Annotated in this window: 23 protein-coding genes; 8 read left to right on the top strand and 15 right to left on the bottom strand. The window is 31.8% G+C overall.

Annotated elements, in window-relative coordinates; all coding sequences use genetic code 11:
* Positions 1–7 precede the first annotated feature (7 nt).
* The 3 genes from FHG05_RS16045 to pyrE form a co-directional block, all read right to left on the bottom strand.
* Positions 8–742 (bottom strand): sulfite exporter TauE/SafE family protein, encoded by a 735-nt coding sequence (locus FHG05_RS16045; protein ID WP_140999127.1) that lies wholly within the window; start codon positions 740–742, stop codon positions 8–10.
* A gap of 77 nt (positions 743–819) precedes the next feature.
* Positions 820–1,212, bottom strand: coding sequence for an SRPBCC family protein (locus FHG05_RS16040; RefSeq protein ID WP_140999126.1), 393 nt, complete (start codon positions 1,210–1,212; stop codon positions 820–822).
* Positions 1,213–1,228: 16 nt separating this feature from the next.
* On the bottom strand, positions 1,229–1,876 hold the full coding sequence (gene pyrE, locus FHG05_RS16035; protein ID WP_140999125.1) for an orotate phosphoribosyltransferase: 648 nt from the start codon (positions 1,874–1,876) through the stop codon (positions 1,229–1,231).
* Positions 1,877–1,883: 7 nt separating this feature from the next.
* Between pyrE and FHG05_RS16030 the strand changes: the two genes are divergently transcribed.
* Together FHG05_RS16030 and FHG05_RS16025 are read left to right on the top strand one after the other, a co-directional pair.
* Positions 1,884–2,468, top strand: coding sequence for an NUDIX hydrolase (locus FHG05_RS16030; RefSeq protein ID WP_140999124.1), 585 nt, complete (start codon positions 1,884–1,886; stop codon positions 2,466–2,468).
* A gap of 118 nt (positions 2,469–2,586) precedes the next feature.
* The gene (locus tag FHG05_RS16025; RefSeq protein WP_140999123.1) at positions 2,587–3,033 is read left to right on the top strand and encodes a ferritin-like domain-containing protein; all 447 of its coding nucleotides are present in this window, start codon (positions 2,587–2,589) and stop codon (positions 3,031–3,033) included.
* A gap of 84 nt (positions 3,034–3,117) precedes the next feature.
* Here the strand turns inward: FHG05_RS16025 and FHG05_RS16020 are convergent, their stop codons facing one another.
* Complete coding sequence (locus tag FHG05_RS16020; protein WP_140999122.1) at positions 3,118–4,824, bottom strand: M14 family metallopeptidase; 1,707 nt, start codon at positions 4,822–4,824, stop codon at positions 3,118–3,120.
* Positions 4,825–4,922: 98 nt separating this feature from the next.
* Here FHG05_RS16020 and FHG05_RS16015 point away from each other — a divergent pair, with 98 nt between their 5' ends.
* Both FHG05_RS16015 and FHG05_RS16010 read left to right on the top strand, forming a co-directional pair.
* Positions 4,923–6,263, top strand: a complete 1,341-nt coding sequence (locus FHG05_RS16015; RefSeq protein ID WP_140999121.1) for a DEAD/DEAH box helicase — start codon at positions 4,923–4,925, stop codon at positions 6,261–6,263.
* A 275-nt stretch (positions 6,264–6,538) separates the two neighbouring features.
* Positions 6,539–7,174 (top strand): class I SAM-dependent methyltransferase, encoded by a 636-nt coding sequence (locus FHG05_RS16010; RefSeq protein WP_140999120.1) that lies wholly within the window; start codon positions 6,539–6,541, stop codon positions 7,172–7,174.
* 41 nt (positions 7,175–7,215) lie between these two features.
* On the opposite strand, the gene FHG05_RS16005 is transcribed toward FHG05_RS16010, so the two are convergent.
* The 6 genes from FHG05_RS16005 to FHG05_RS15980 all read right to left on the bottom strand — a co-directional run bounded on the left by FHG05_RS16005 (position 7,216) and on the right by FHG05_RS15980 (position 12,364).
* Positions 7,216–7,845 carry a T9SS type A sorting domain-containing protein gene (locus FHG05_RS16005; RefSeq protein ID WP_140999119.1) on the bottom strand — a complete coding sequence of 210 codons (630 nt, stop codon included), beginning with the start codon at positions 7,843–7,845 and terminating at the stop codon, positions 7,216–7,218.
* 130 nt (positions 7,846–7,975) lie between these two features.
* Positions 7,976–9,511, bottom strand: a complete 1,536-nt coding sequence (locus FHG05_RS16000) for a SulP family inorganic anion transporter (RefSeq protein ID WP_140999118.1) — start codon at positions 9,509–9,511, stop codon at positions 7,976–7,978.
* A 319-nt stretch (positions 9,512–9,830) separates the two neighbouring features.
* Complete coding sequence (coaD, locus tag FHG05_RS15995) at positions 9,831–10,289, bottom strand: pantetheine-phosphate adenylyltransferase (protein ID WP_130736234.1); 459 nt, start codon at positions 10,287–10,289, stop codon at positions 9,831–9,833.
* Complete coding sequence (locus FHG05_RS15990; protein WP_140999117.1) at positions 10,286–10,756, bottom strand: hypothetical protein; 471 nt, start codon at positions 10,754–10,756, stop codon at positions 10,286–10,288. The genes coaD and FHG05_RS15990 overlap by 4 nt, the downstream gene beginning before the upstream one ends.
* A gap of 7 nt (positions 10,757–10,763) precedes the next feature.
* Entirely contained in the window at positions 10,764–11,372 is a 609-nt protein-coding gene (locus FHG05_RS15985) for a zinc ribbon domain-containing protein (RefSeq protein WP_140999116.1), read from the bottom strand.
* A 20-nt stretch (positions 11,373–11,392) separates the two neighbouring features.
* Positions 11,393–12,364 carry a D-alanine--D-alanine ligase gene (locus FHG05_RS15980; protein WP_140999115.1) on the bottom strand — a complete coding sequence of 324 codons (972 nt, stop codon included), beginning with the start codon at positions 12,362–12,364 and terminating at the stop codon, positions 11,393–11,395.
* 89 nt (positions 12,365–12,453) lie between these two features.
* Between FHG05_RS15980 and FHG05_RS15975 the strand changes: the two genes are divergently transcribed.
* The 3 genes from FHG05_RS15975 to FHG05_RS15965 are packed head-to-tail and all read left to right on the top strand — an operon-like array spanning position 12,454 to position 14,888.
* Complete coding sequence (locus FHG05_RS15975) at positions 12,454–13,077, top strand: PASTA domain-containing protein (RefSeq protein WP_140999114.1); 624 nt, start codon at positions 12,454–12,456, stop codon at positions 13,075–13,077.
* The gene (locus FHG05_RS15970) at positions 13,078–14,121 is read left to right on the top strand and encodes an RluA family pseudouridine synthase (protein WP_140999113.1); all 1,044 of its coding nucleotides are present in this window, start codon (positions 13,078–13,080) and stop codon (positions 14,119–14,121) included.
* A gap of 29 nt (positions 14,122–14,150) precedes the next feature.
* Positions 14,151–14,888, top strand: coding sequence for a hypothetical protein (locus FHG05_RS15965; protein ID WP_140999112.1), 738 nt, complete (start codon positions 14,151–14,153; stop codon positions 14,886–14,888).
* On the opposite strand, the gene FHG05_RS15960 is transcribed toward FHG05_RS15965, so the two are convergent.
* The gene (locus FHG05_RS15960) at positions 14,885–15,325 is read right to left on the bottom strand and encodes a type II secretion system protein GspG (RefSeq protein ID WP_140999111.1); all 441 of its coding nucleotides are present in this window, start codon (positions 15,323–15,325) and stop codon (positions 14,885–14,887) included. The genes FHG05_RS15965 and FHG05_RS15960 overlap by 4 nt on opposite strands.
* A 131-nt stretch (positions 15,326–15,456) precedes the next feature.
* Here FHG05_RS15960 and yaaA point away from each other — a divergent pair, with 131 nt between their 5' ends.
* Positions 15,457–16,215 carry a peroxide stress protein YaaA gene (yaaA, locus tag FHG05_RS15955; protein WP_140999110.1) on the top strand — a complete coding sequence of 253 codons (759 nt, stop codon included), beginning with the start codon at positions 15,457–15,459 and terminating at the stop codon, positions 16,213–16,215.
* Here yaaA and FHG05_RS15950 read toward each other — a convergent pair.
* From FHG05_RS15950 to FHG05_RS15935, 4 genes are all read right to left on the bottom strand, one after another.
* Positions 16,198–16,575 (bottom strand): ribosomal maturation YjgA family protein, encoded by a 378-nt coding sequence (locus FHG05_RS15950; RefSeq protein WP_140999109.1) that lies wholly within the window; start codon positions 16,573–16,575, stop codon positions 16,198–16,200. The genes yaaA and FHG05_RS15950 overlap by 18 nt on opposite strands.
* 97 nt (positions 16,576–16,672) lie before the next feature.
* Entirely contained in the window at positions 16,673–18,268 is a 1,596-nt protein-coding gene (locus FHG05_RS15945; RefSeq protein WP_140999108.1) for an MDR family MFS transporter, read from the bottom strand.
* 2 nt (positions 18,269–18,270) lie between these two features.
* On the bottom strand, positions 18,271–19,350 hold the full coding sequence (locus tag FHG05_RS15940; protein WP_140999107.1) for an HlyD family secretion protein: 1,080 nt from the start codon (positions 19,348–19,350) through the stop codon (positions 18,271–18,273).
* 9 nt (positions 19,351–19,359) lie between these two features.
* On the bottom strand, positions 19,360–20,661 hold the full coding sequence (locus tag FHG05_RS15935; protein WP_140999106.1) for a TolC family protein: 1,302 nt from the start codon (positions 20,659–20,661) through the stop codon (positions 19,360–19,362).

Below are 20,661 nucleotides of genomic sequence, written 5' to 3'. Positions count from 1 at the left end.
ACTTTTTTTAGTTTATAGCAATTTGAATAATCATTACGACTCCTATAAGCAAGATTAAAACTAAAGAGGTTTGTTTGAATCGTTCTTGCGGTATGAATTGCAAAATGTATTTTCCAATATAAGTACCAATCAATCCAATTACAAATAAAAAGGGAACATAGATTAGATCATGTTGGTGTATGAATCCGTTTTTGAAATAAACAATAGTTCGCGTAAAATCAATAGCAAAATCAATAGCTGCTGAGGTGGCAATAAAAACGGTTTTTTCTAAATTAAAAGCGGCCATTGTGATACCTCTAATAGCTCCACCAGTTCCTAACAAACCTGCTGTAAAACCAGATAAAGCACCTCCAGTAATGGATTGTTTTGGTTCGGGTTGAATGACTAATTCTTTTTTTATTAGAAACAGTAAACTAAAAGCTATTAAAAAAACAGCTAGAATGATCTTTAAGATATAAGAATCTAGATAATTGGATAAGATACCTCCAAGAATAACAAAAAGAACAGAAGGAACACCAATGTATAACAATAATTTTTTGTCCAATCCTTTTCGGAAAAGTGCCATTTTACTGATGTTACTTGATAAGTGAAAAATAGCGGTTAAACCTAATACGGTTTGGAAATCAAAGAAAAAACTGGATAGCGGTACAAAGAACACAGAAGAACCAAAACCACCTATGGTTCCAATAATCTCTGCTAGTAGTGCAAAAAACAAAAAGAGATAACTGATTCTATCAAACATAGCTTCTTTTTTTCAAATATAAATAAAAAAAACTCCTAATAGTAGGAGTTTTTTAAGGTGTTTTTAGGATTGCATCATTATAATTTGTGCATGTTTTGTGAAAGCGTCTCAATAAATTTACTAATAGGACCTTTTACCATCATAGCCATCATTGGATTAAAATCTCCTTCAAAAAGTAACTGTACTTCTGTTTTATTTGCATCCAATGCATTCAAATTACCAGTTAATGTAAAAGGCAATTTACTTGATGCCGCTCCTAACACAATTTTAGAATGAGGTGTAGCTTCTTTTTTTACTAATTTAATTTCGGGCATTCCTTTCAATCCAAATTCAAAACAATTCTCATCAATCACTTCAAATTTAGCTATGTTCTCTGGCATTAATTTTTCAAAATTCTTAACGTCAGTCAAGGCATTAAAGATATATTCAGCCGATTTGTCAACTACTACTTTTGTACTCTCTAAATTCATTATTTGGTATTTTATTTTAACTATTTGTATTCCAGTTTGCTGGATTTTTTCTCCATTCTTGTAAGGTAGCAATTTCTTCTTGATCTACGTATTTTCTGTTAACTGCTTCATGAATTAAATTCTCATAATTGCTTAACGTATATAAAGTTACATTGGCTTCCTTAAAACGTTCTACAGAAAGATCAAATCCATAGGTAAAAATAGCAGCCATTCCTTTAATATTTGCACCTTCATTACGAAGCGCTTCGACCGCTTGTAAACTACTACCTCCCGTACTGATTAAATCTTCAACAACTACTACATTTTGTCCTTTTTCTAAGAAACCTTCCACTTGATTTTGTCTTCCGTGTTTTTTGGGTTCTGGACGAACATAAACAAAAGGGAGACCTAAAGCTTCAGCAACGAGTATTCCCACGCCAATTGCTCCTGTTGCTACACCTGCAATAACGTCAGGTTTGCCAAATTTTTCTTCAATATTTTTAGCAAATTCATCTCTTATGAAGTTTCTAATTGCTGGAAATGAGAGGATTATTCGGTTGTCACAATAAATAGGAGATTGCCATCCTGAAGCCCATGTAAAAGGATTTTTAGAATTTAATTTAATTGCGTTTATTTGTAAAAGCAATTCGGCAGTTTTTTCGGCTGTGTTGGTATTAAAAATCATATTGCAAATGTATAAAGTTTTTGTAAACGATAAGGCACTTTTTTTGACAAATGAAGTTCAAAAAGAGACAAATTTTAAAATTTTTTTGTTAGAAAGCATCGATATTAAAAAGCTCATCATAAAACTTTTTCAAAATAAAATTGAAAATGCCTTTTTATATCATCCAGATGAAAAGCTAATAATGAAAACTTTAAAAGCAAAAATTCCTGTGGTTAAAGCAGGAGGTGGTTTAGTTTATAACGAAGAAGGGAAGGTCTTGTTTATCTACAGGAATGGAAAATGGGATTTACCAAAAGGAGGAACGGAAAAGAACGAAACGATGGAAGAAACAGCCATGAGAGAAGTGGAAGAGGAAACAGGGGTTTCGGGTTTATCCATTTCTAAGAAACTTCAGAAAACGTATCATGTATTTAAAAGAAACGGAAGATATAAACTCAAACAAACGTATTGGTACGAAATGAAATCTACTTTTAAAGGAATACCTCAAGGTCAAGAAGATGAAGGAATTGAAAAAGTAGTTTGGGTTTCCCCAAATGAAATTCCGAAACTATTAGAAAACTCCTACGAAAATATCAAATTACTATTTGAATAGTAATCCTTGTGAAAATTTTTTAATCCATATTTATATTCTGTAAACTTTCACTAAAATCGTGTAAGACGTTTCTGTACTGTTTTTTGGACATTTGTATAAACATTAAAAAACAATTGACATGGAAACGAAAAAAAACATCGAAATTTTAAACGAATTAATTTCATTTTTAGAAGACGGTAGAGTAGGTTATACCAATGCTGCCGAAAACTGCGAAGACAGTAAATTAAAAACAGAATTCTTAGGGATTGCTAGAGACCGTTCTTTAATGGTAGTGCAATTGCAAGATGAAGTAAACCGATTAGGAAAATCTACAGATGCTACTGATGGCCCGTTAGGAGCTATTCATAGAGCATGGATTGATTTTAAAGCAATGGTAACCGGTCATGATAATGAAGCCATTATTGAGGCGTGTTTAACTGGAGAAAATGCAGCTCAAGAAAAATTTAAAGATGCATTAAAAGAAAAAAGTTTAACTCCAGAATTATTTGCGATTATTTCTGCTCAATTATTATCGATTGAAAAAGCAATGGCTAAGATTAAAGCGTATAAAAACATTTCTATATAAATTACAAACACAACTATCCATTGAAAAAGGCTTGCATTTGCAAGCCTTTTTTATGTTATTTTAGAAGTATTTCCTAAAATAAAGTTATTTAATTCTATAGATAGGATATTGCAAATGCGCTTTTTCATAATATTCTGAATTTCTGTAAATCCAATCTAATTGCGCTTCTCCACTTGCAGCAAAATCTTTATCCATCATTTTTTTAGCATCAAATTCGGCTTTTAACTTGGCACTTTTATCCAATAATTCTTTGGCTAAATCTTCAAATACATAAGCAGAAAAATATTCTTTTTGTTGTAAAATGGCATCGAAGAAATTCCAATTGAAATAGCTATCAACGGCTTCGGGTTCTAATGTTTCTAACAAGTATTTAACTCCTTTTTGTTGGGTTTTAATTAAAAAATCGCCTTTTTTGAATGACATTTTTTCAAAACTTTTAATTGCCACCGTATTGTAATGACCATAATGTCCTTCATAAGGTCTTTTGGCTGTTTCATAAGATGCAATTGTATAACTTTCGACTAAAATAGTGGTATCATTTTCAATGGAACGCATTTCAATTTCGTTTAATTTCAATAGCTCTAAAATGGGCCATTGCGATTTCGGAACTATATAATAAGAAGGAATTGTAGTTTCTTTAGTCGCTTTATAATCGTTATAAAAGTTAATTTTTTTGGTAAAAGGTTGTTTTCTGTCATAATACAACCTGTTTTTACCAGTTACTTCACTGGTTTTATAATTGCCTTGGTAGCCTTTAAACTCCATTTTGGTAACCTTAGAAGAATCCAATTCCCATTGTAAAGGATATTTCATGCCTACCGTATAATTTTTAAGATTTTCGGTTTTTAATTTCTTAATCTTTAAAAAGTTTTTGTCTACATAGTTAATGGTACTCAACATGTATTCATACGTAACTGCAACACGATCTTTGTAAGGTTTTAGCATATGGGTTTCTGGGACCGAACCTAACGCATTGAACAATGTGGTATAACCTGTAGCATATCTAGGTGAATCCATAAATTGAGAAAAACCACCATCTGGTGTATCGCCATGAATGTTTACATAGGGAGTGCTTTCAATCTTTTTCTTTTTTAAATCTTTCATGATTTCTGGATGCATTTCATTTTTGTAAAACTCTCCTAGTTTTCCACCTAAACGTTGATGTTGTGTAGCGATACAGGTAAAAGTGTATTGGTAATCGGCACCGTTAGAAACATGATTGTCAATAAACATATCGGGATTTACTTCGTGAAAAATTTCCTGAAAACTTCTAGAATTTCTGGAATCTGATTTGATAAAATCTCTATTTAAGTCAAAATTTCTCGCATTTCCTCTAAAACCATATGCTTCTGGACCGTTTTGATTGGCTCTTGAATAGGAATTCCTATTTAAACTTCCGCCAATATTATAAATAGGAATGGCTACAATAATCGTGTTTTTTGGAACTTTTATTTTGGCTGTAGCCAAATCACGAAATAATAGCATGGTGGCATCAATTCCATCTGGTTCACCTGGATGAATGCCGTTGTTGATTAAAATAACGCCTTTATTCTGACTGTAATCGAAATTTTTATTTTCTGAAAAAGTGATTATGTGTAAAGGTTCTCCAGCATCGGTTAAGCCCATCGCATCCATTTGAATGGTTTGAAACTGATTGGCTAATTGTGTATAATACGCAATACATTCTTCATAAGTGGTAGATTGGTTTCCGTTTCCTTTTTCAAAAGGGGTTTTTAAATCTTGGGAAAAAACAAAAGTGGAAAATAGTAGGAGTAGTGTTAGTTTTTTCATGTAGGTTGTTTTAGTTTCTCAAATGTAATAAAAAAAGAAACAGCTATTAAATACCCATCAAAATTCGTAATTCAAAATTCTAAAACTATCTTTGCCAAATGAATCACAATTCTTTATCTGATACGCTACTTTTGAATTTAGGAATTCAAGAGTTAAATTCCATGCAAGAAGCGGCTCAAACAGCTATCTTGAATGATCCTAATGTGTTGTTACTTTCACCAACAGGCTCTGGAAAAACGCTAGCTTTTTTGCTACCAATCTATCAAATGTTAGAAGTTGATAAAAAAGGAGTACAAGCTTTAATTTTAGTCCCTTCTCGTGAGTTAGGATTGCAAATCGAACAGGTTTGGAAAAAAATGAATACGGCTTTTAAAGCTAATGTTTGTTATGGCGGACATTCGTTTGAAATCGAATTGAAAAATTTGAGTACGCCACCTGCACTACTCATTGGTACACCAGGAAGAATTGCCGATCATCTAGATAGGGAAAGTTTTGATACGAAGAACATACAAACCTTTGTTTTAGATGAATTTGATAAATCGTTGCAATTAGGCTTTCATGAAGAGATGTCTTATATCATCAAACGATTGCCCAAAATTAACAAGCGTATATTAGTGTCTGCAACTGCTGCGGTAGAAATACCAAAGTTCACAGGAGTAAATTATCCAACCGTACTCGATTTTACGGAAGAAGAAAAAATAAATGAGAATTTAGCTACTCGTATCGTTGTATCGCCTTCTAAAGATAAAGTAGAAACACTATTCCAATTAATTTGCTCCTTACAATCGGAAGCAGCAATTATTTTTTGCAATCATAGAGAAGCAGTCGAAAGGGTGTATGATTGGTTAACAAAAAAAGGAATTATAGCAACTTTTTATCATGGGGGTTTAAATCAAGACGAACGAGAAAGAGCTTTAATTCAGTTTCGAAATAAAAGTGTTTCGTATTTAATAACTACCGATTTAGGAGCTCGTGGTTTGGATATTCCAGAAATGAAACACGTGATTCATTATCATTTGCCAGTAAAGGAAGAAGATTTTATTCATAGAAACGGGCGAACTGCTCGTATGTTGGCCACTGGAACGGCTTATGTTTTGGTTACTGAAGCCGAGAAAAAAGTAGACTATTTTGATTATGACGGTTTTGTTTTGGATGTCTCCAAAGCGAAAAAGTTACCAGAAGATCCTCTTTTTCAAACCCTATATATAAGTGGTGGCAAGAAAAATAAATTGAATAAAGTTGATATCGTTGGTTTTTTATCTCAAAAAGCAAATTTGGGTAAAGAAGATATTGGTTTAATTGAAGTGAAAGATTTTATCTCTTTTGCTGCCATACGTTCCAATAAGATTCAACCAACTTTATTAAAAATAAAAGACCAAAAAATAAAAGGGAAGAAGTACAAAATTGAAGTGGCACGATCTGTTGTGAAAAGAGAGTAGGAAAGAGGAAAGAGGAAAGAGGAAAGAGGAGGTGTGTTATTCTACTTTTTGTATACGTCAGTTCGAGTGTTTTTTATGAAATGAAATGGAATAAAAAATGTATCGAGAACTCATATAAAAATAAAATGCTTAATTTCTCTACTTTTCTATTTAACGTCAGTTCGAGTGTTTTTTATGAAGTGTAATGGAATAAACTTCTCGATACGCTTCGCACTCGAAGTGACGTGTATCGAGAACTCTTAAAATAATAATTTATCAAAATAACCCTATTTAAATTGAAACCTGAAACCTGTCCTTTATGTCATTCAACGGCTACGGTTTTTTGTACAAAACCCAAGCATCTGTTTTATAAATGCAGTCAGTGTGACGGTATTTTCAGACCTAAACATACTTATTTTGATAGAGATACAGAAAAGCAACATTACGAACAACACGAAAATGATGTGAATGATTTGGGATACCAAAATTTTGTATGGCCGATAGTTGAAGCAATTATAAAAGATTTTACAACAACACATAAAGGCTTGGATTTTGGTTCTGGAACTGGACCTGTTATTTCAAAACTACTCACAGAAAAAGACTATTCGGTAGTAAATTATGATCTTTTTTTTGAAAATATTCCAGAAAGACTATTGCAGCAATATGATTTTATTTCCTGTTGTGAAGTGATGGAGCATTTTCATCACCCTTTACAAGAGTTTGAATTATTGCATTCTATGTTATTCCCTCATGGAAAACTATATTGTAAAACCGAAGTGTATCGTAATCAATCGCCTTTTGAAAATTGGTATTACAAAAATGATTTAACGCATGTGTTTATCTATCAAGAAGCTACGTTACATTGGTTACAAAAGAAAGTACCATTCAAGAAACTTGACATTAGAGATAAGATTATAGTTTTTGAAAAATAAAATTAGATACTTCTTTGAACTATAAAAAGTAGGGTGTAAACTTACTTTCGGATGATTATTCTATCATTTAGAATTCCAGAATCAGTTTGAATTTTTAAAAAATATACACCTTCGTTTAATTCGCTTAAATCGATATGATCTTTTGATACTGTATTTATTTTTTTTACTAAACTCCCTACATGATCAAAAACTGTAATTTGATTGATAGTTGCGTCCTTAATAGTATATTCTAGTTTTCCATTTGTAGGGTTTGGAAAAAGTAAAAATTGGATTTTATTACTTTCAAATTGAGTTGCTGACAAATACGTTTCAGATGTGGTTTGATTATCAGTATTAGCATAATAATCACAAGTAACTTGAGAACTTGAAAGAATGATATGCACGTTGATGGTGTAATTTCCTTCTGTGGTAATTGGAATAAAAAAATCATTATCAAAATAGAGTATGGGTAATGTATTATCAAACCAATAACAAACATCTAAATCGATTACATTTCCATTAATTGTATAACTGTTGCTTAAATAGCCCGAACCAGTTCCAGAAACCGTCTTAACATTTACATTAATTCCTCCAGTCATATTCCTAGTATTTAATTCAGTAATTAAAATGTTTTGACTAAAGGAAGTAAGAGTTGCAATAAAAAAAGATAAAAGGAGTATAATTTTTTTCATAATGTACCTATTAAAAAAAGAAAATCAAATGTAATCAAAATGAAGTACAAATGGTTGATAAAGTATATTTTGTTTAGTTCTGTATATTCTTTTATTAATTTAGTATATAACTAAAAAATGTATGACTAATTTATTTTCCTGGAACCACTTTATACGTTGGGTCTTCCAAAATATTAACATCAATAATCGCAGCTGCATTTTTAAGTAATTCCACACAGTCGTTGCTTAAATGTTTTAAATGAACGGTTTTTCCCACGGCTGCATAACGCTCCGTAATTTTATTTACTGCATCAATCGCACTCATATCGGTAATTTTACTTTCAGCAAAATCGATAATCACTTCGGTTGGGTCGTTTTGTACATCAAATTTTTCAGCAAAAGCGGTAGTAGAACCAAAAAATAAAGGTCCGTACAACTCATAATGTTTCACACCTGCTTCATCTATATATTTACGCGCACGAATGCGTTTGGCACTTTCCCAAGCAAATACTAAAGCAGAAATAATCACTCCGATTAAAACAGCTAAAGCTAAATTGTGTAAGAATATGGTAATTAAGGTTACTACTAGCATTACAAAAATATCTGGTTTTGGCATTTTGGTAAACGCTTTAAAACTGGCCCATTCAAATGTTCCAATAGCAACCATAATCATGACACCCGTTAAAGCAGCCATAGGTAATAATTCGATTACAGGAGCACCCACTAAAATGATTGCCAAAATAGTTAATGCGGCAATAATTCCAGATAATCTCGCTCTTGAACCCGAAGATAAGTTGACCAATGTTTGTGCGATCATAGGACAACCGCCCATGCCAAAGAAAAAACCATTGGCAATATTCGCAGTACCTTGTGCGAGGCATTCTCTATTACTGTTTCCTTTGGTGCCTGTAATTTCATCTACTAAATTTAAGGTTAAAAGACCTTCCGTTAAACCTACTGCAGCCATAATTAAACCATAGGGAAGTATAATTTTAAAGGTCTCAAAAGTAAAAGGAATTTGAGGAATATGAAAAGGAGGCAAGCTACCACTTACAGAAGCAATATCCACCACTTGTTTGGTATCGATGTTAAAAAGTAATACAATTCCAAAAACAATTAGAATAGCAACTAATGAAGCAGGAATTGCTTTTGTGATTTTTGGAAAAAGTAAGATAATGGCAATGGTTAAAGCCACTAAACCAGCCATTATAAATAAAGGAGTACCGCTCAACCATTCCGATTGTCCGTTTACCAAAGTTTTAAATTGTTCTAATTGAGAAAGGAAGATGATAACGGCTAACCCATTTACAAAACCATACATTACAGGTTGTGGTACCAAACGGATGAATTTTCCTAATTTTAGCAATCCAACAATGATTTGTATGACACCAGCAATAGCAACCGCACCAAAAACATATTCTAAGCCGTGGGTTTTCATTAAAGCAATCAATACAATAACAGTTGCACCAGCACCACCTGAAATTAAACCAGGACGACCACCAAAAATAGCAGTTATGATTCCCATAATAAAAGCACCATATAAACCTACAAGAGGAGGAAAACCTGCTAGAATTGCAAAAGATAACGATTCTGGAATCATGGTCATAGCAACCGTTAAACCCGCTAGAACTTCCGTTTTATAATCTACTTTTTGTTTGAAATCGAATAAATTGAGTACTTTTTGCATGCTAATTTTGGCTTTTAGAATAAAAATGCAAAAGTAGTACTTCAAAAGAAAGAAACCTAACCCTTTTTTTAGCTTTGTACCAAACTTGATTTGTAGTAAACCTAATTAAGTTATGCTTAAACCAAACTTAATTCATAATAAGCCTAATTAAGTTATGCTTAAACCAAACTTAATTCATAATAAGCCTAATTAAGTTATGCTTAAACCAAACTTGATTTGTAGTAAACCTAATTAAGTTATGTTTAAAACAAACTTAATGCATAATAAGCCTGATTAAGTTATGCTTAAACTAAACTTAACTTGTAGTAAACCTAATTAATTATTTATTTGCCATTACCGCTTCTGGAACCAATCGGGTGATATCACCACCATTTCGTAACACATCACGAACAATACTCGATGAAATATAGGAAGTACGTGCAGCAGTTAATAAGAATACGGTTTCAATTCTGGACAAACTTCTATTGGTATGTGCAATTGCCTTTTCAAATTCGAAATCGGCTGGATTGCGAAGTCCTCTCAAAATGAAATCGGCTTTTTCTTTTTTACATAAATCGATAGTCAATCCTTGATAGGTAATTACTTTTACTTTAGGCTCGTCTTTGAAGGTTTCTTCAATAAATTTTTTACGTTCTTCTAGAGTGAACATGTATTTTTTTTCAGCATTTACACCAATGGCAACAATCACTTCATCAAATAAAGAAACACCTCTTTTAATAATGTCATAATGACCATTAGTTATAGGATCAAATGATCCTGGGAAAATAGCTCTTTTCATTCTTTTATTTTTAATGCTTCCGTAATATTGATAATATCTTTACTGGAATAATCACCAATGATGTATTTATAAGCTCCTTGACTATTAATAATGAGTAAGCCAATACAATTGCCTTTTTTATCAAAAAAGTTTTTTAAAAAATAATGCCCTACATCATCATAATGCGTTGTAAAATCAAGGATAGGTTTTGCGGCTAATTTATCTTCGTAAACGTAAATATTTCTGATGTTTGAAAGATCAATTTTACCATATACTTTATCAGTTAGCCAAGCATAGGTTTTATCCAATTCTTCGTAATTTTCGTATGGACAATAGTCTTGTGGATACCGATAATTAATAATTAGAAACGTTTCGTCTTTCCAATTGTATTCATAACGAATGGAATTCATTTGGTCTTTTGGAATGATGGCGTCTTGAGCAAAACCGAGGTGCACAAAAAACATCAGAAATACTACTATTTTTTTCATGATTTATTTATTTTCTTTCGATATCGAAAATTTCTTTTTCATCAAACATTCTTTGAATGTCTTGTTTTGTAAAACCATACACATCAATATAATTTTCTTCTTTATCTATATTATCTAAATCCGATTTTTTGTTGGTTTGTAATTGGTTTACAAAAACATAAATACTGTCTTGGGTTACTTTTTCAATTTTAAGAGTAGAATAGTAGCCTGCATCTCCATTTACATGATACACATCACCTTTAGTTGGATTGACAATAAACTCGGCATTGTCTGTGTCATTTTGGTAGGAAAAATACATTCCCATTAGAGTTAAAGCAGCAATTATAAAAACACCACTAAAGAACCAAACCGGAGTTTTTACACCTGCTTTTTCTTTTTCATTTTCATATTTGTTTTGAATCGCTTCTGGTAATTCTTTCACCTCAAAGGTGCGTTTACAAGTATTGCATTCTGCTACGCCAATTTTACGAATTGGAAAGAAAGGAATCCAATACACATGAGCATATTTACCAAATACGCTGTAAGTCATGGAAGTTTCGTTTTCACAGTTAGGACATTTTACATTTTTGATTTGTCCGTTGTGGATGTTTTTGGCTCTGGTTCCGTAAAAAATCATATAAAATAATTAAGTTGGTTCTATTGTACTACTTCTTCAATGGCATTCTCAAAAAGTTCTGCAAGCGATATTCCTGCTTCACGAGCTTGTTGAGGTAAAATACTTTCATTGGTTAAACCCGGCACCGTATTCATTTCTAACATATGAGGTTCTCCATTAACTAAGATAAATTCGCTACGAGAAAAACCTTTCATTTTTAATACTTCATATGCTTTTTTTGCAACTGCTTCAACTTTTTCTTGTACTTCTTTGGATAATCGGGCTGGCGTAATTTCTTGAGATTTACCTAAATATTTGGCTTCGTAATCAAAAAAGTCATTTTCAGAAACAATTTCGGTAATGGGTAATACTTTTGTTTCTCCTTTATAACTAATCACACCTACAGAAACTTCAATTCCGTCTAAGAAACTTTCAATAATCACTTCATTGTCTTCTTTAAAAGCTGTTTCTATAGCGGGTAAAAAATCCGTTTTAGCATGTACTTTGGTAATACCAAAACTAGATCCCGATTTATTTGGTTTTACAAAACAAGGCAAACCTACTTTTTCTAAAATGGTATCTACTGGAATATCATCCCCTAAATTTAGATAATGAGAAGTAGCTGTTTTAATACCATAAGGTTTTAAAACGGATAGTGTGTCTCTTTTGTTAAAAGTTAATGCTGCTTGATAATAATCACAAGATGTTTGTGGAAGCTGTAATAATTCAAAATAGGCTTGTAATAAACCATCTTCTCCAGGTGTACCATGAATGGCATTGAATACCACATCAAAAATCACTTTGGAACCTTTAACTGTAACCGAAAAATCACTTTTGTCTATTGGATATTCACTTGCATCATCAGCAACATACACCCATTTATCCTTTAAAATATGAACGCGATATCCTTTATATTTTGATGGATTTAAATTTTGGTAAACGACATTACCGCTAGTAAGAGAGATTTTATATTCGCTTGAATAACCGCCCATGATGATGGCAACATTTTTCATATAATTCCGTTAATAAGTAAACAAAATTACATTATTTATTTATAACTCTAAATCTTTTCTATTTTATATCTTTGTCAAAATTCAAATTTATGAGCATTAAAAAATTCTTAACCAGTAAAACATTTTTTATTCAGTTAGCGATTGCCTTTGGTATTATTATCGTTTTAGGTTTTGCATTACTTACATTTTTAGATTTTAAAACCAATCATGGAGAGGAAATACCTGTACCAGATTTATCTAAAATGCAAGTGACTATTGCAGATGAGAAATTAAAAGAAATGGGTTTAGAATTGTTATTATTAGACACGGTTGATTTTAGAAAAGATATGCCTCCTTTCTCGATTGTAGAACAAAGCCCGAAAGCAGGAACTACAGTAAAAGATGGTAGAAAAATTTATGTTAAATTGAATTCAGGAGGTTTTACCGATATTAAATTACCCGATTTTTATGAGAAAACCTACCGTCAAATTAGTGCTAATTTAAAATCATTAGGATTAAAAGAAGGAAAAAATACCTACAAGAAAAACATGGCTAAGGATGTGGTTTTAGGATTAACTCAAAATGGTAAAACACTAAAAGTAGGAGATAAAGTAAAGAAAAATTCTGTTGTAGATTTTATTTTAGGAGATGGGAAAGAGGTTTTTGATGCTTCCGATATCATTTTAGAATCAGAAGAAAATCAGTTACCAGAAGAATTTAAAGAAGGAGAATAAATGACAGATTATACCGTTTCAAACGATGATTTGGAAGACGATTTACACGAGCATCATCGGTTCGTAATTGCTAAAGGGCAACAAGCCTTACGTATTGATAAGTTCTTAATGAATGCACTTGAAAATACGACAAGAAGCAAAATCCAAAAAGCAGCCGATTCGGGTGCTATTTTTGTGAATGATAGTCCCGTTAAATCCAATTATAAAGTAAAACCAGATGATGTAGTGCGTGTGATGCTTGAACATCCACCTTACGAACACCTTTTAAAAGGTGAAAATATTCCTTTAGATATAGTTTATGAAGACGATCAGTTGATTGTAATCAACAAACCTGCTGGAATGGTGGTGCATCCTGGTCATGGCAATTATTCCGGAACGTTAGTGAATGCTTTGGCCTATCATTTTGATAATTTGCCCATGAACAGTTCAGAACGTCCTGGTTTGGTACACCGAATTGATAAAGATACTTCGGGCTTATTAGTGGTTGCCAAAACCGAATTGGCTATGGATTATTTAACCAAACAATTTGCGGCCAAAACATCAGAAAGAGAATATGTAGCCTTAGTTTGGGGAGACATTCAAGAGGAAGAAGGTACTATTGAAGGAAATATCGATAGACACGTTTCCAATAGAATGCAAATGGCAGTATATCCTGATGGAGAAAGAGGAAAACCAGCCGTAACGCACTTTAAAGTTTTGGAACGTTTTGGTTATGTCACTTTAATTTCATGCCGATTAGAAACAGGAAGAACGCACCAAATAAGAGTGCACATGAAACACATTGGACACACCTTATTTAACGACGAACGTTATGGAGGTGATGTGATTTTAAAAGGAACTACATTTACAAAATACAAACAATTTGTAGACAATTGTTTTAAAGTATTACCAAGACAAGCTTTACATGCTAAAACCTTAGGCTTTGAACATCCTATTACGAAAGATTTTTTACGTTTTAATACAGCTATTCCGCAAGATATGGTAGATTGTATTGAAAAATGGAGAGTGTATAGTAAAGCACAAAGTTATACGGAAGAAGAGTAAGGTTATATAAATAAAAGTTCTTCAATTGTATGAAAGTACTTCAACTAATTTTCATTTTGATTTTAGGTGTCTCATGTAGAGAAAATTTACGTGATAATTTGAATGTCAAGAAAGAATCAAATGACACTATTTCTTTAGTTAAAAAGAAAAGTGAAGATTCAATTAATCAAAAGATTGCGTTAGATTTTAATAAGCATAAAGACTTATTGGATATTATTTTATTATTGCCAGATTCTTCTTTTTCAAGTTGGGAATGGAAATTGGAAGATAGAAAAAAATGGTATAATGAAATTAAAAGCAATAATTTTTATATTGATAATGATCCTCTATATTTTAATCAAAAATTTTTTGAATCTACTAAGGCAGGTTTTTCAATTGTAGATGGGTTTTGGACCATAACTTTATTCAAGGCTGATGATGATTCGTATGTAGTTGTACTAAATGACAAAGTAGGAGATGGAAATAACGTAACCTTCTATGAAGTTAAAAATAATGCAATAGAAGAAAGTATTTCAAATAAAGCTATTTTTACAAACTTTACTGATGCGTTCAAAAGTACAAAAAAGGGCAATGGTAACTGTATAGATTTATTTGAAGAAATGAATTACCCAGTTTATGATTTTACTATTGGAGAAACAATTCAAATTATCATTTTAGATTCATTTATTGAAGAATATGGTAAGGATTGTTTACTTGGAAATACCCAAATTTATTATTTTAATTCTAGTACGAAGCAATTTGAATTACAAAAAATAGATTGGAACTAAAAAGTAATATGAATATCATCATCCGTATTTAGAAGACCGTCTTTCCCTTTAGATAGGAGTTGGTAAGAAGTAGCATTATTGGAAGTTTGATAAAAATACTCATTTCCCCAATAATCTAAAGTGATATCTTTTTTCAAAGGATTATTTCGGATAATTGCATTTAAATTTTCAGGATATTTACCAAAACTTTCTTTTTCTTTATTTAATGCGATTTCAACACCATGCATTTTTTCCAAAGCCTCTTTTTTTGAACCAATAATCATTTGATAAATAAAATAACCTGTTATAAAAAATAGCGCAATGCTTATTGTTGCGATATAAATTTTTGTGCTTGGTAGTACTGGAAGCCCTGCCTTTTTTTTCTTTTTAAATTCTCTTAAAAATTTAATATCTAAAAAGAGAAGTATACAGTCTATAATTAGTTCTAATAAAAACATAAAGTTGAGTATTATTCAAATATAGTAAAGACTTTATCCATAAAACTAATATAATTATAATTATTTTTGATAGCAATTGTAAACCAAAGCTTACTCTTTTTCGTACATTTGAAAAACAATAAAAACGTACTATGAAAATTGTTATTTCACCTGCAAAATCATTAGATTTTGAAACCCAATTACCTACCAATCAATTTACACAATCTGATTTTTTATCCAAATCGGAAACCATTCATAAAACCTTAAAAAAGAAAAAACCTAAACAATTGATGGATTTAATGTCTATCTCTGAAAAGTTAGCTGAATTAAATTGGCAACGCAATCAAGATTGGCAAACTCCTTTTACAGCTGAAAATGCACGCCCAGCAGTGTATGCTTTTAACGGTGACGTATATGTAGGTTTGGATGCCTATACCATTCCAGTAGATCAATTAGAGGTTTTACAAGATAAATTGCGTATTCTTTCTGGATTATATGGTGTTTTAAAACCCTTGGATTTAATACAACCGTATCGTTTAGAAATGGGGACTTCTTTACCAATTGGAAGCAAGAAAAATCTGTACGAATTTTGGAAAAAAACAATTACAGATGCTTTAAATAAAGAATTGAGTAAAGGTGAATTGTTTTTAAATTTAGCCAGCAATGAATATTTTAATGCTGTGGATACCAAAGCCTTAAAGGTGCCTGTAATTACTCCTGAATTTAAGGATTACAAAGATGGTAAATTAAAAATGATTAGTTTTTTTGCTAAAAAAGCGAGAGGTTTAATGGTGCGTTATATTATTGATGACAAAGCAGAAACCATTGATGATTTGAAAAAATTTAATTATGAGGGTTATGCTTTTGATGCCAATTTAAGCAAAGGAAATAAATTAGTTTTTACGAGATAACTTTCTTTTTTCAATTAATACTATAAAGATAACACCTATAGTATAACAAAGTAAATCAATCCAAGAGAAAGAAGTTCCCAAAACCGTTCGTGCTATTGCATACTTTTGTAGGCCTAATTTCTCAACTATGTGGATATACTGGAAGAATTCTACAGTAAAAGAAAACAATAATACAACTACAGCTGTTGCTTTTACAGAGAATGTAAAAAAGGATTGAATGCAACAATAAAGTAATAGTACTACGAGTACATCTCCCATATAAGGACGAATGAAGTCATCGTGTATATAAAGCGCAATACCAACTTCAATTAAAAAGAGTAGGATAGTTGCTATAAAGTAGTGTTTTTTAAACTGAAACATACTAGCGATTGGAAAATACAATCAAAGATACAGAATACAAACCGTTAGAAATAAAAAAGTCCAAGAAACACTTGGACTTTTTTAAATTTAAAAGTGATTAATGTAGGGCTTCACTAATATCTACTTTATTTTTATTGTTTTTAATTAAAAGAATAATGGGTACGCAAATTAAGAATAGTATACCTAAATATAGGAAGATATCCATATACGATAAAACGGTACTTTGCTTCATCACACTCATATTTAAAACCTGATGTGCTTTAGCCAAAGCTTCGTTACTACTAAAACCTTTCGACATAAATCCCATTTGTAATTGATGAATTCGATCTTGTACCTGAACTTTAGTAACATCTATATTAGAAATTAAATTTACTCTATGTTCCTGACTAAAACGGGCAATAAATGTAGTTATAATGGCAATACCAAATGAACCTCCTAATTGGCGAAGCATTCCAGTAAATGCGGCTCCTTCACCAATACTTTTTCCTTTAAGAGTGGATAATGATAGTGTAGTAATAGGAACAAAGAGTAATCCTAAACCTAAACCTCTCACAATTAAAGGCCAATACATATAATTTTCAGCTGTGTCTGGTGTCATGATGGTATACATCCAAAAAGTAAACACAAAGAACATTAGAAAGCCCAAAGCGACTAAATATTTTTGAGGAACCCCTTTTTGTAATAATTGGCCAATAATCGGCATCATAAAAGCAGTCATCAAGGAGCTAGGAATTAAAAGTAATCCTGCATCTGTAGCAGTCCAACCTAATATGGATTGCGTATATATAGGTATAATAAAGGTAGAACCATATAAACCAAATCCCATGATAAAGCTAAGAATGGTACCAACTTTTAAATTGGTGTCCTTTAAAACTTTCAGGTTAACAATAGGATATTCATAGGTTAGTTCGCGCCAAATAAAGAAAAATAAACTTAAGAAACTAACTAAACTTAAAGTAATTATAGTAGTGTTATTAAACCAATCATCTTGCTGTCCATGTTCTAAAACATATTGCAACGAGCCTATAAAACCAGCTAATGTGAGTATGCCATACCAATCCACCTGTTTGCTACTTAATTTTTCACCATATTTAGGACTCTTCACATAGGTCAAAGTTAATAAGGTAGCTATAATCCCTATTGGAATATTAATATAGAAAATATAAGGCCAAGAATAAGTGTCAACCAAGTAACCTCCTAAAGGCGGTCCTAAAGTAGGTCCAACAATTACACCCATTCCATAAATAGCCTGAGCCATTCCTCTTTTAGCAACCGGATAACTTTCTGTAATAATAGTTTGAGAAGTTACTAGTAATGCACCACCACCAAGACCTTGTATAAATCGGAAAGCAATTAATTCCCAAATTCCTGTGGCATTTCCACATAAAAAGGAAGCTGTGGTAAAAATAATAATAGAAGCAGCAAAATAGTTTCTACGTCCAAATTGTTGTGACAACCAGCTCGTCATTGGAATTACAATAACATTGGCAATTGCATAAGCAGTAATTACCCATGCTACGTCTGTTAATGTAGCTCCTAAACTTCCACGCATGTCATTTAAGGCTACGTTTACAATAGTAGTATCTACAATTTCTAAAAGTGCACATAATACTGCTGTTATGGTAATAATCACACGATTAAAACCATATTCAACGAGACTATCTTCGTGTGTATTTGTTGTGCTTGTACTCATGATTATTTAAGATGTACATCAACTTCTACATTCATGCCAGAACGAAGTGATTTTACTTTCTCTTTATTATTAGCTTCAGTTAATGATATTTTTACGGGTAATCTTTGTACCGTTTTTACGAAATTTCCTGTCGCATTATCAGGAGGTAATAATGAAAAACGAGATCCTGTTGCAGGAGAAAACGAAGTTACGGTCCCTTCAAATTCTTCATTTGGATAAGCATCCACTTTAATACCTACTTTTTGTCCTAAAGCCATTTTATTGAGTTGAGTTTCTTTAAAATTGGCTACTACCCAAACATCTTCTGTATTAATAATATAGAATAAAGATTGTCCAGGTTGCACTAATTGACCGTTTTGAATGCTAACGGAAGAAAGTTGTCCGTCGATAGGTGCAATTACATAACAGTATGAAAGGTTCAATTGAGCAGCTTCATAAACCGCTTTGGCTTTCATAATATTAGCAGCAGCTACTTCCACTTGTTTGTTAGACACATTAGAACGAGAGATAGCCGCATTTTTTAAATAATTGCTTGCATTTCTTTGCTCTTGAGCCACTTTTAAATTTGTTTCAGCTTCTTGTTTTGCAGCTAAAGCTTGTTCGTATTGTTGTTTGGTAATCGATTTGTTGTTATATAAATTTTCATAACGCTCAAAATCACTAGTTGCTCTCCATAATCTGGTTTTGGCAGCTTCGATTGCATTTTCAGTAGATTTTGAATTGGCACTAGAAACCGAAACATTAGCTAAAGCACCACCTGTATCTGCCTTGGAAACTTCAAGACTGTTTTGCGCTATAAGTAAAGCGGCTTGAGCTTCTTTCTCTTTTACTAAATAATCTTGAGTATCAATGACAAAAAGGGTATCTCCTTTTTTTACAAATTGGTTATCCGTAACATTTACTTTTTTAATATAACCTGAAACTCTTGGAATTACCGGATTCATATTTTGTTGAATTTGGGCATCATCTGTCGTTTCGTGTGCTAAGGAATGGATGTATTTGTAACCACCATAGCTAAGACCTAATATCACAATTACAATTAATATTAGGGTGAATTTCTTATTTGTCTTCTTTTTTTCCATCAGTATCTCTTAGTTTACGTTGAATGATTGGGTTAATTTTCCTTGTTGGTATAATAATTCATAATATTTTTCTTGAATATCCGAAGTAGCAATAGCATAATTTATTTTAGCTTGAATTTGATCTACATCGGCTTCTAATAAATCATTAGTGGTAGATAAGCCATTATCATATTTATCTTTTACAATACGATAATTTTCTGTTGCTTGCTCTTGTGCTTTTAAATACACCTCTTTTTGTTGGAGCGCTAATTCATAATTAGCATTAGCTTCTTGAACTTCTTCCTTAATTTTATCGGAAAGAATGGCAATTTGTTGGGTAGCTTCTAGGGTCTTACTTTTTGCTTTTTCAACTTCCTTTTTATTTTTAAATAGAGAAGAGAAATCATAGGAAATACCCGCTCCAAAATTCATTGCATTGGTAATTGTAAAAGCATTTTTAACATCAAGTGCAATATAACCTCCAATCAAGTTGATAGATGGTAAATAATTGCCTTTTGCAATTTTAATATTACTTTTTAAGGCTTCTTCTTGATATTGCAAGGCTTCTAAATCTTTTCTTTCTGTTGCAGTTTCGGTAACGATTTCAGTTGTTTTTTCAACACTGTTTTCAGGAATTTCGATAACAGTTCCTTCAGGTAATTGTAGAAGATTAGCCAATTGATAGTTTAAAACTGAATAATTTTTTTTGGCTGTAGCCAATGACAATTGAATATTTGATTCTTGTAATTGTGCTTTTAATAAATCATTATGAGCCAGTAAGCCATTGTCTTCCATTGCTTGAAAATCAAGTACACGTTGGTGTGCCGTTTTTAAAAAATCTTCGGTTAATTGAATCATTTGATTGGTTTTGTACAAACCAAAATACAATTGGGTAACCGCTAAAGCCACTTGTTCTTTTGTATGTTGGGCATGACTAATTTCTGCTTTGTTGATGCTTTTTGCAGCTTTAATACCATTTTGAATTTTAAAGCCATTAAAGACAGGTATAGTAGCTGTAGCTTGACCAATCATCAATTGGTTGATATCTAAACCATTCCCACCCGATTCGGGTGCTAAATTGCCTTTAATTTTAGCTTGTGTTAATCTGAAATATTGTCCAGAAACAGATAAATTCGGCAATTGATTGTTTTTTACGGTTTTCAATTCCCATTCCGAAGTTTTTACTTTAGTATCTGCCAAAATAGCTTGGTTACTTTGGGAAACACCAATATGGATAGCTTCTTCTAAGGAAAGTGATTTCGCATTTTGTGCTTGTAGAAAAGAGGTCAATAAGAGCACAAAATAGAGTATAAGTACATTTTTATTATTCAT

It is taken from the genome of Flavobacterium profundi (assembly GCF_006491645.1).
Taxonomy (GTDB): domain Bacteria; phylum Bacteroidota; class Bacteroidia; order Flavobacteriales; family Flavobacteriaceae; genus Flavobacterium; species Flavobacterium profundi.
Note: the sequence above shows the minus strand (reverse complement) of the source record. Positions and strands in the feature narration are given on the sequence as shown.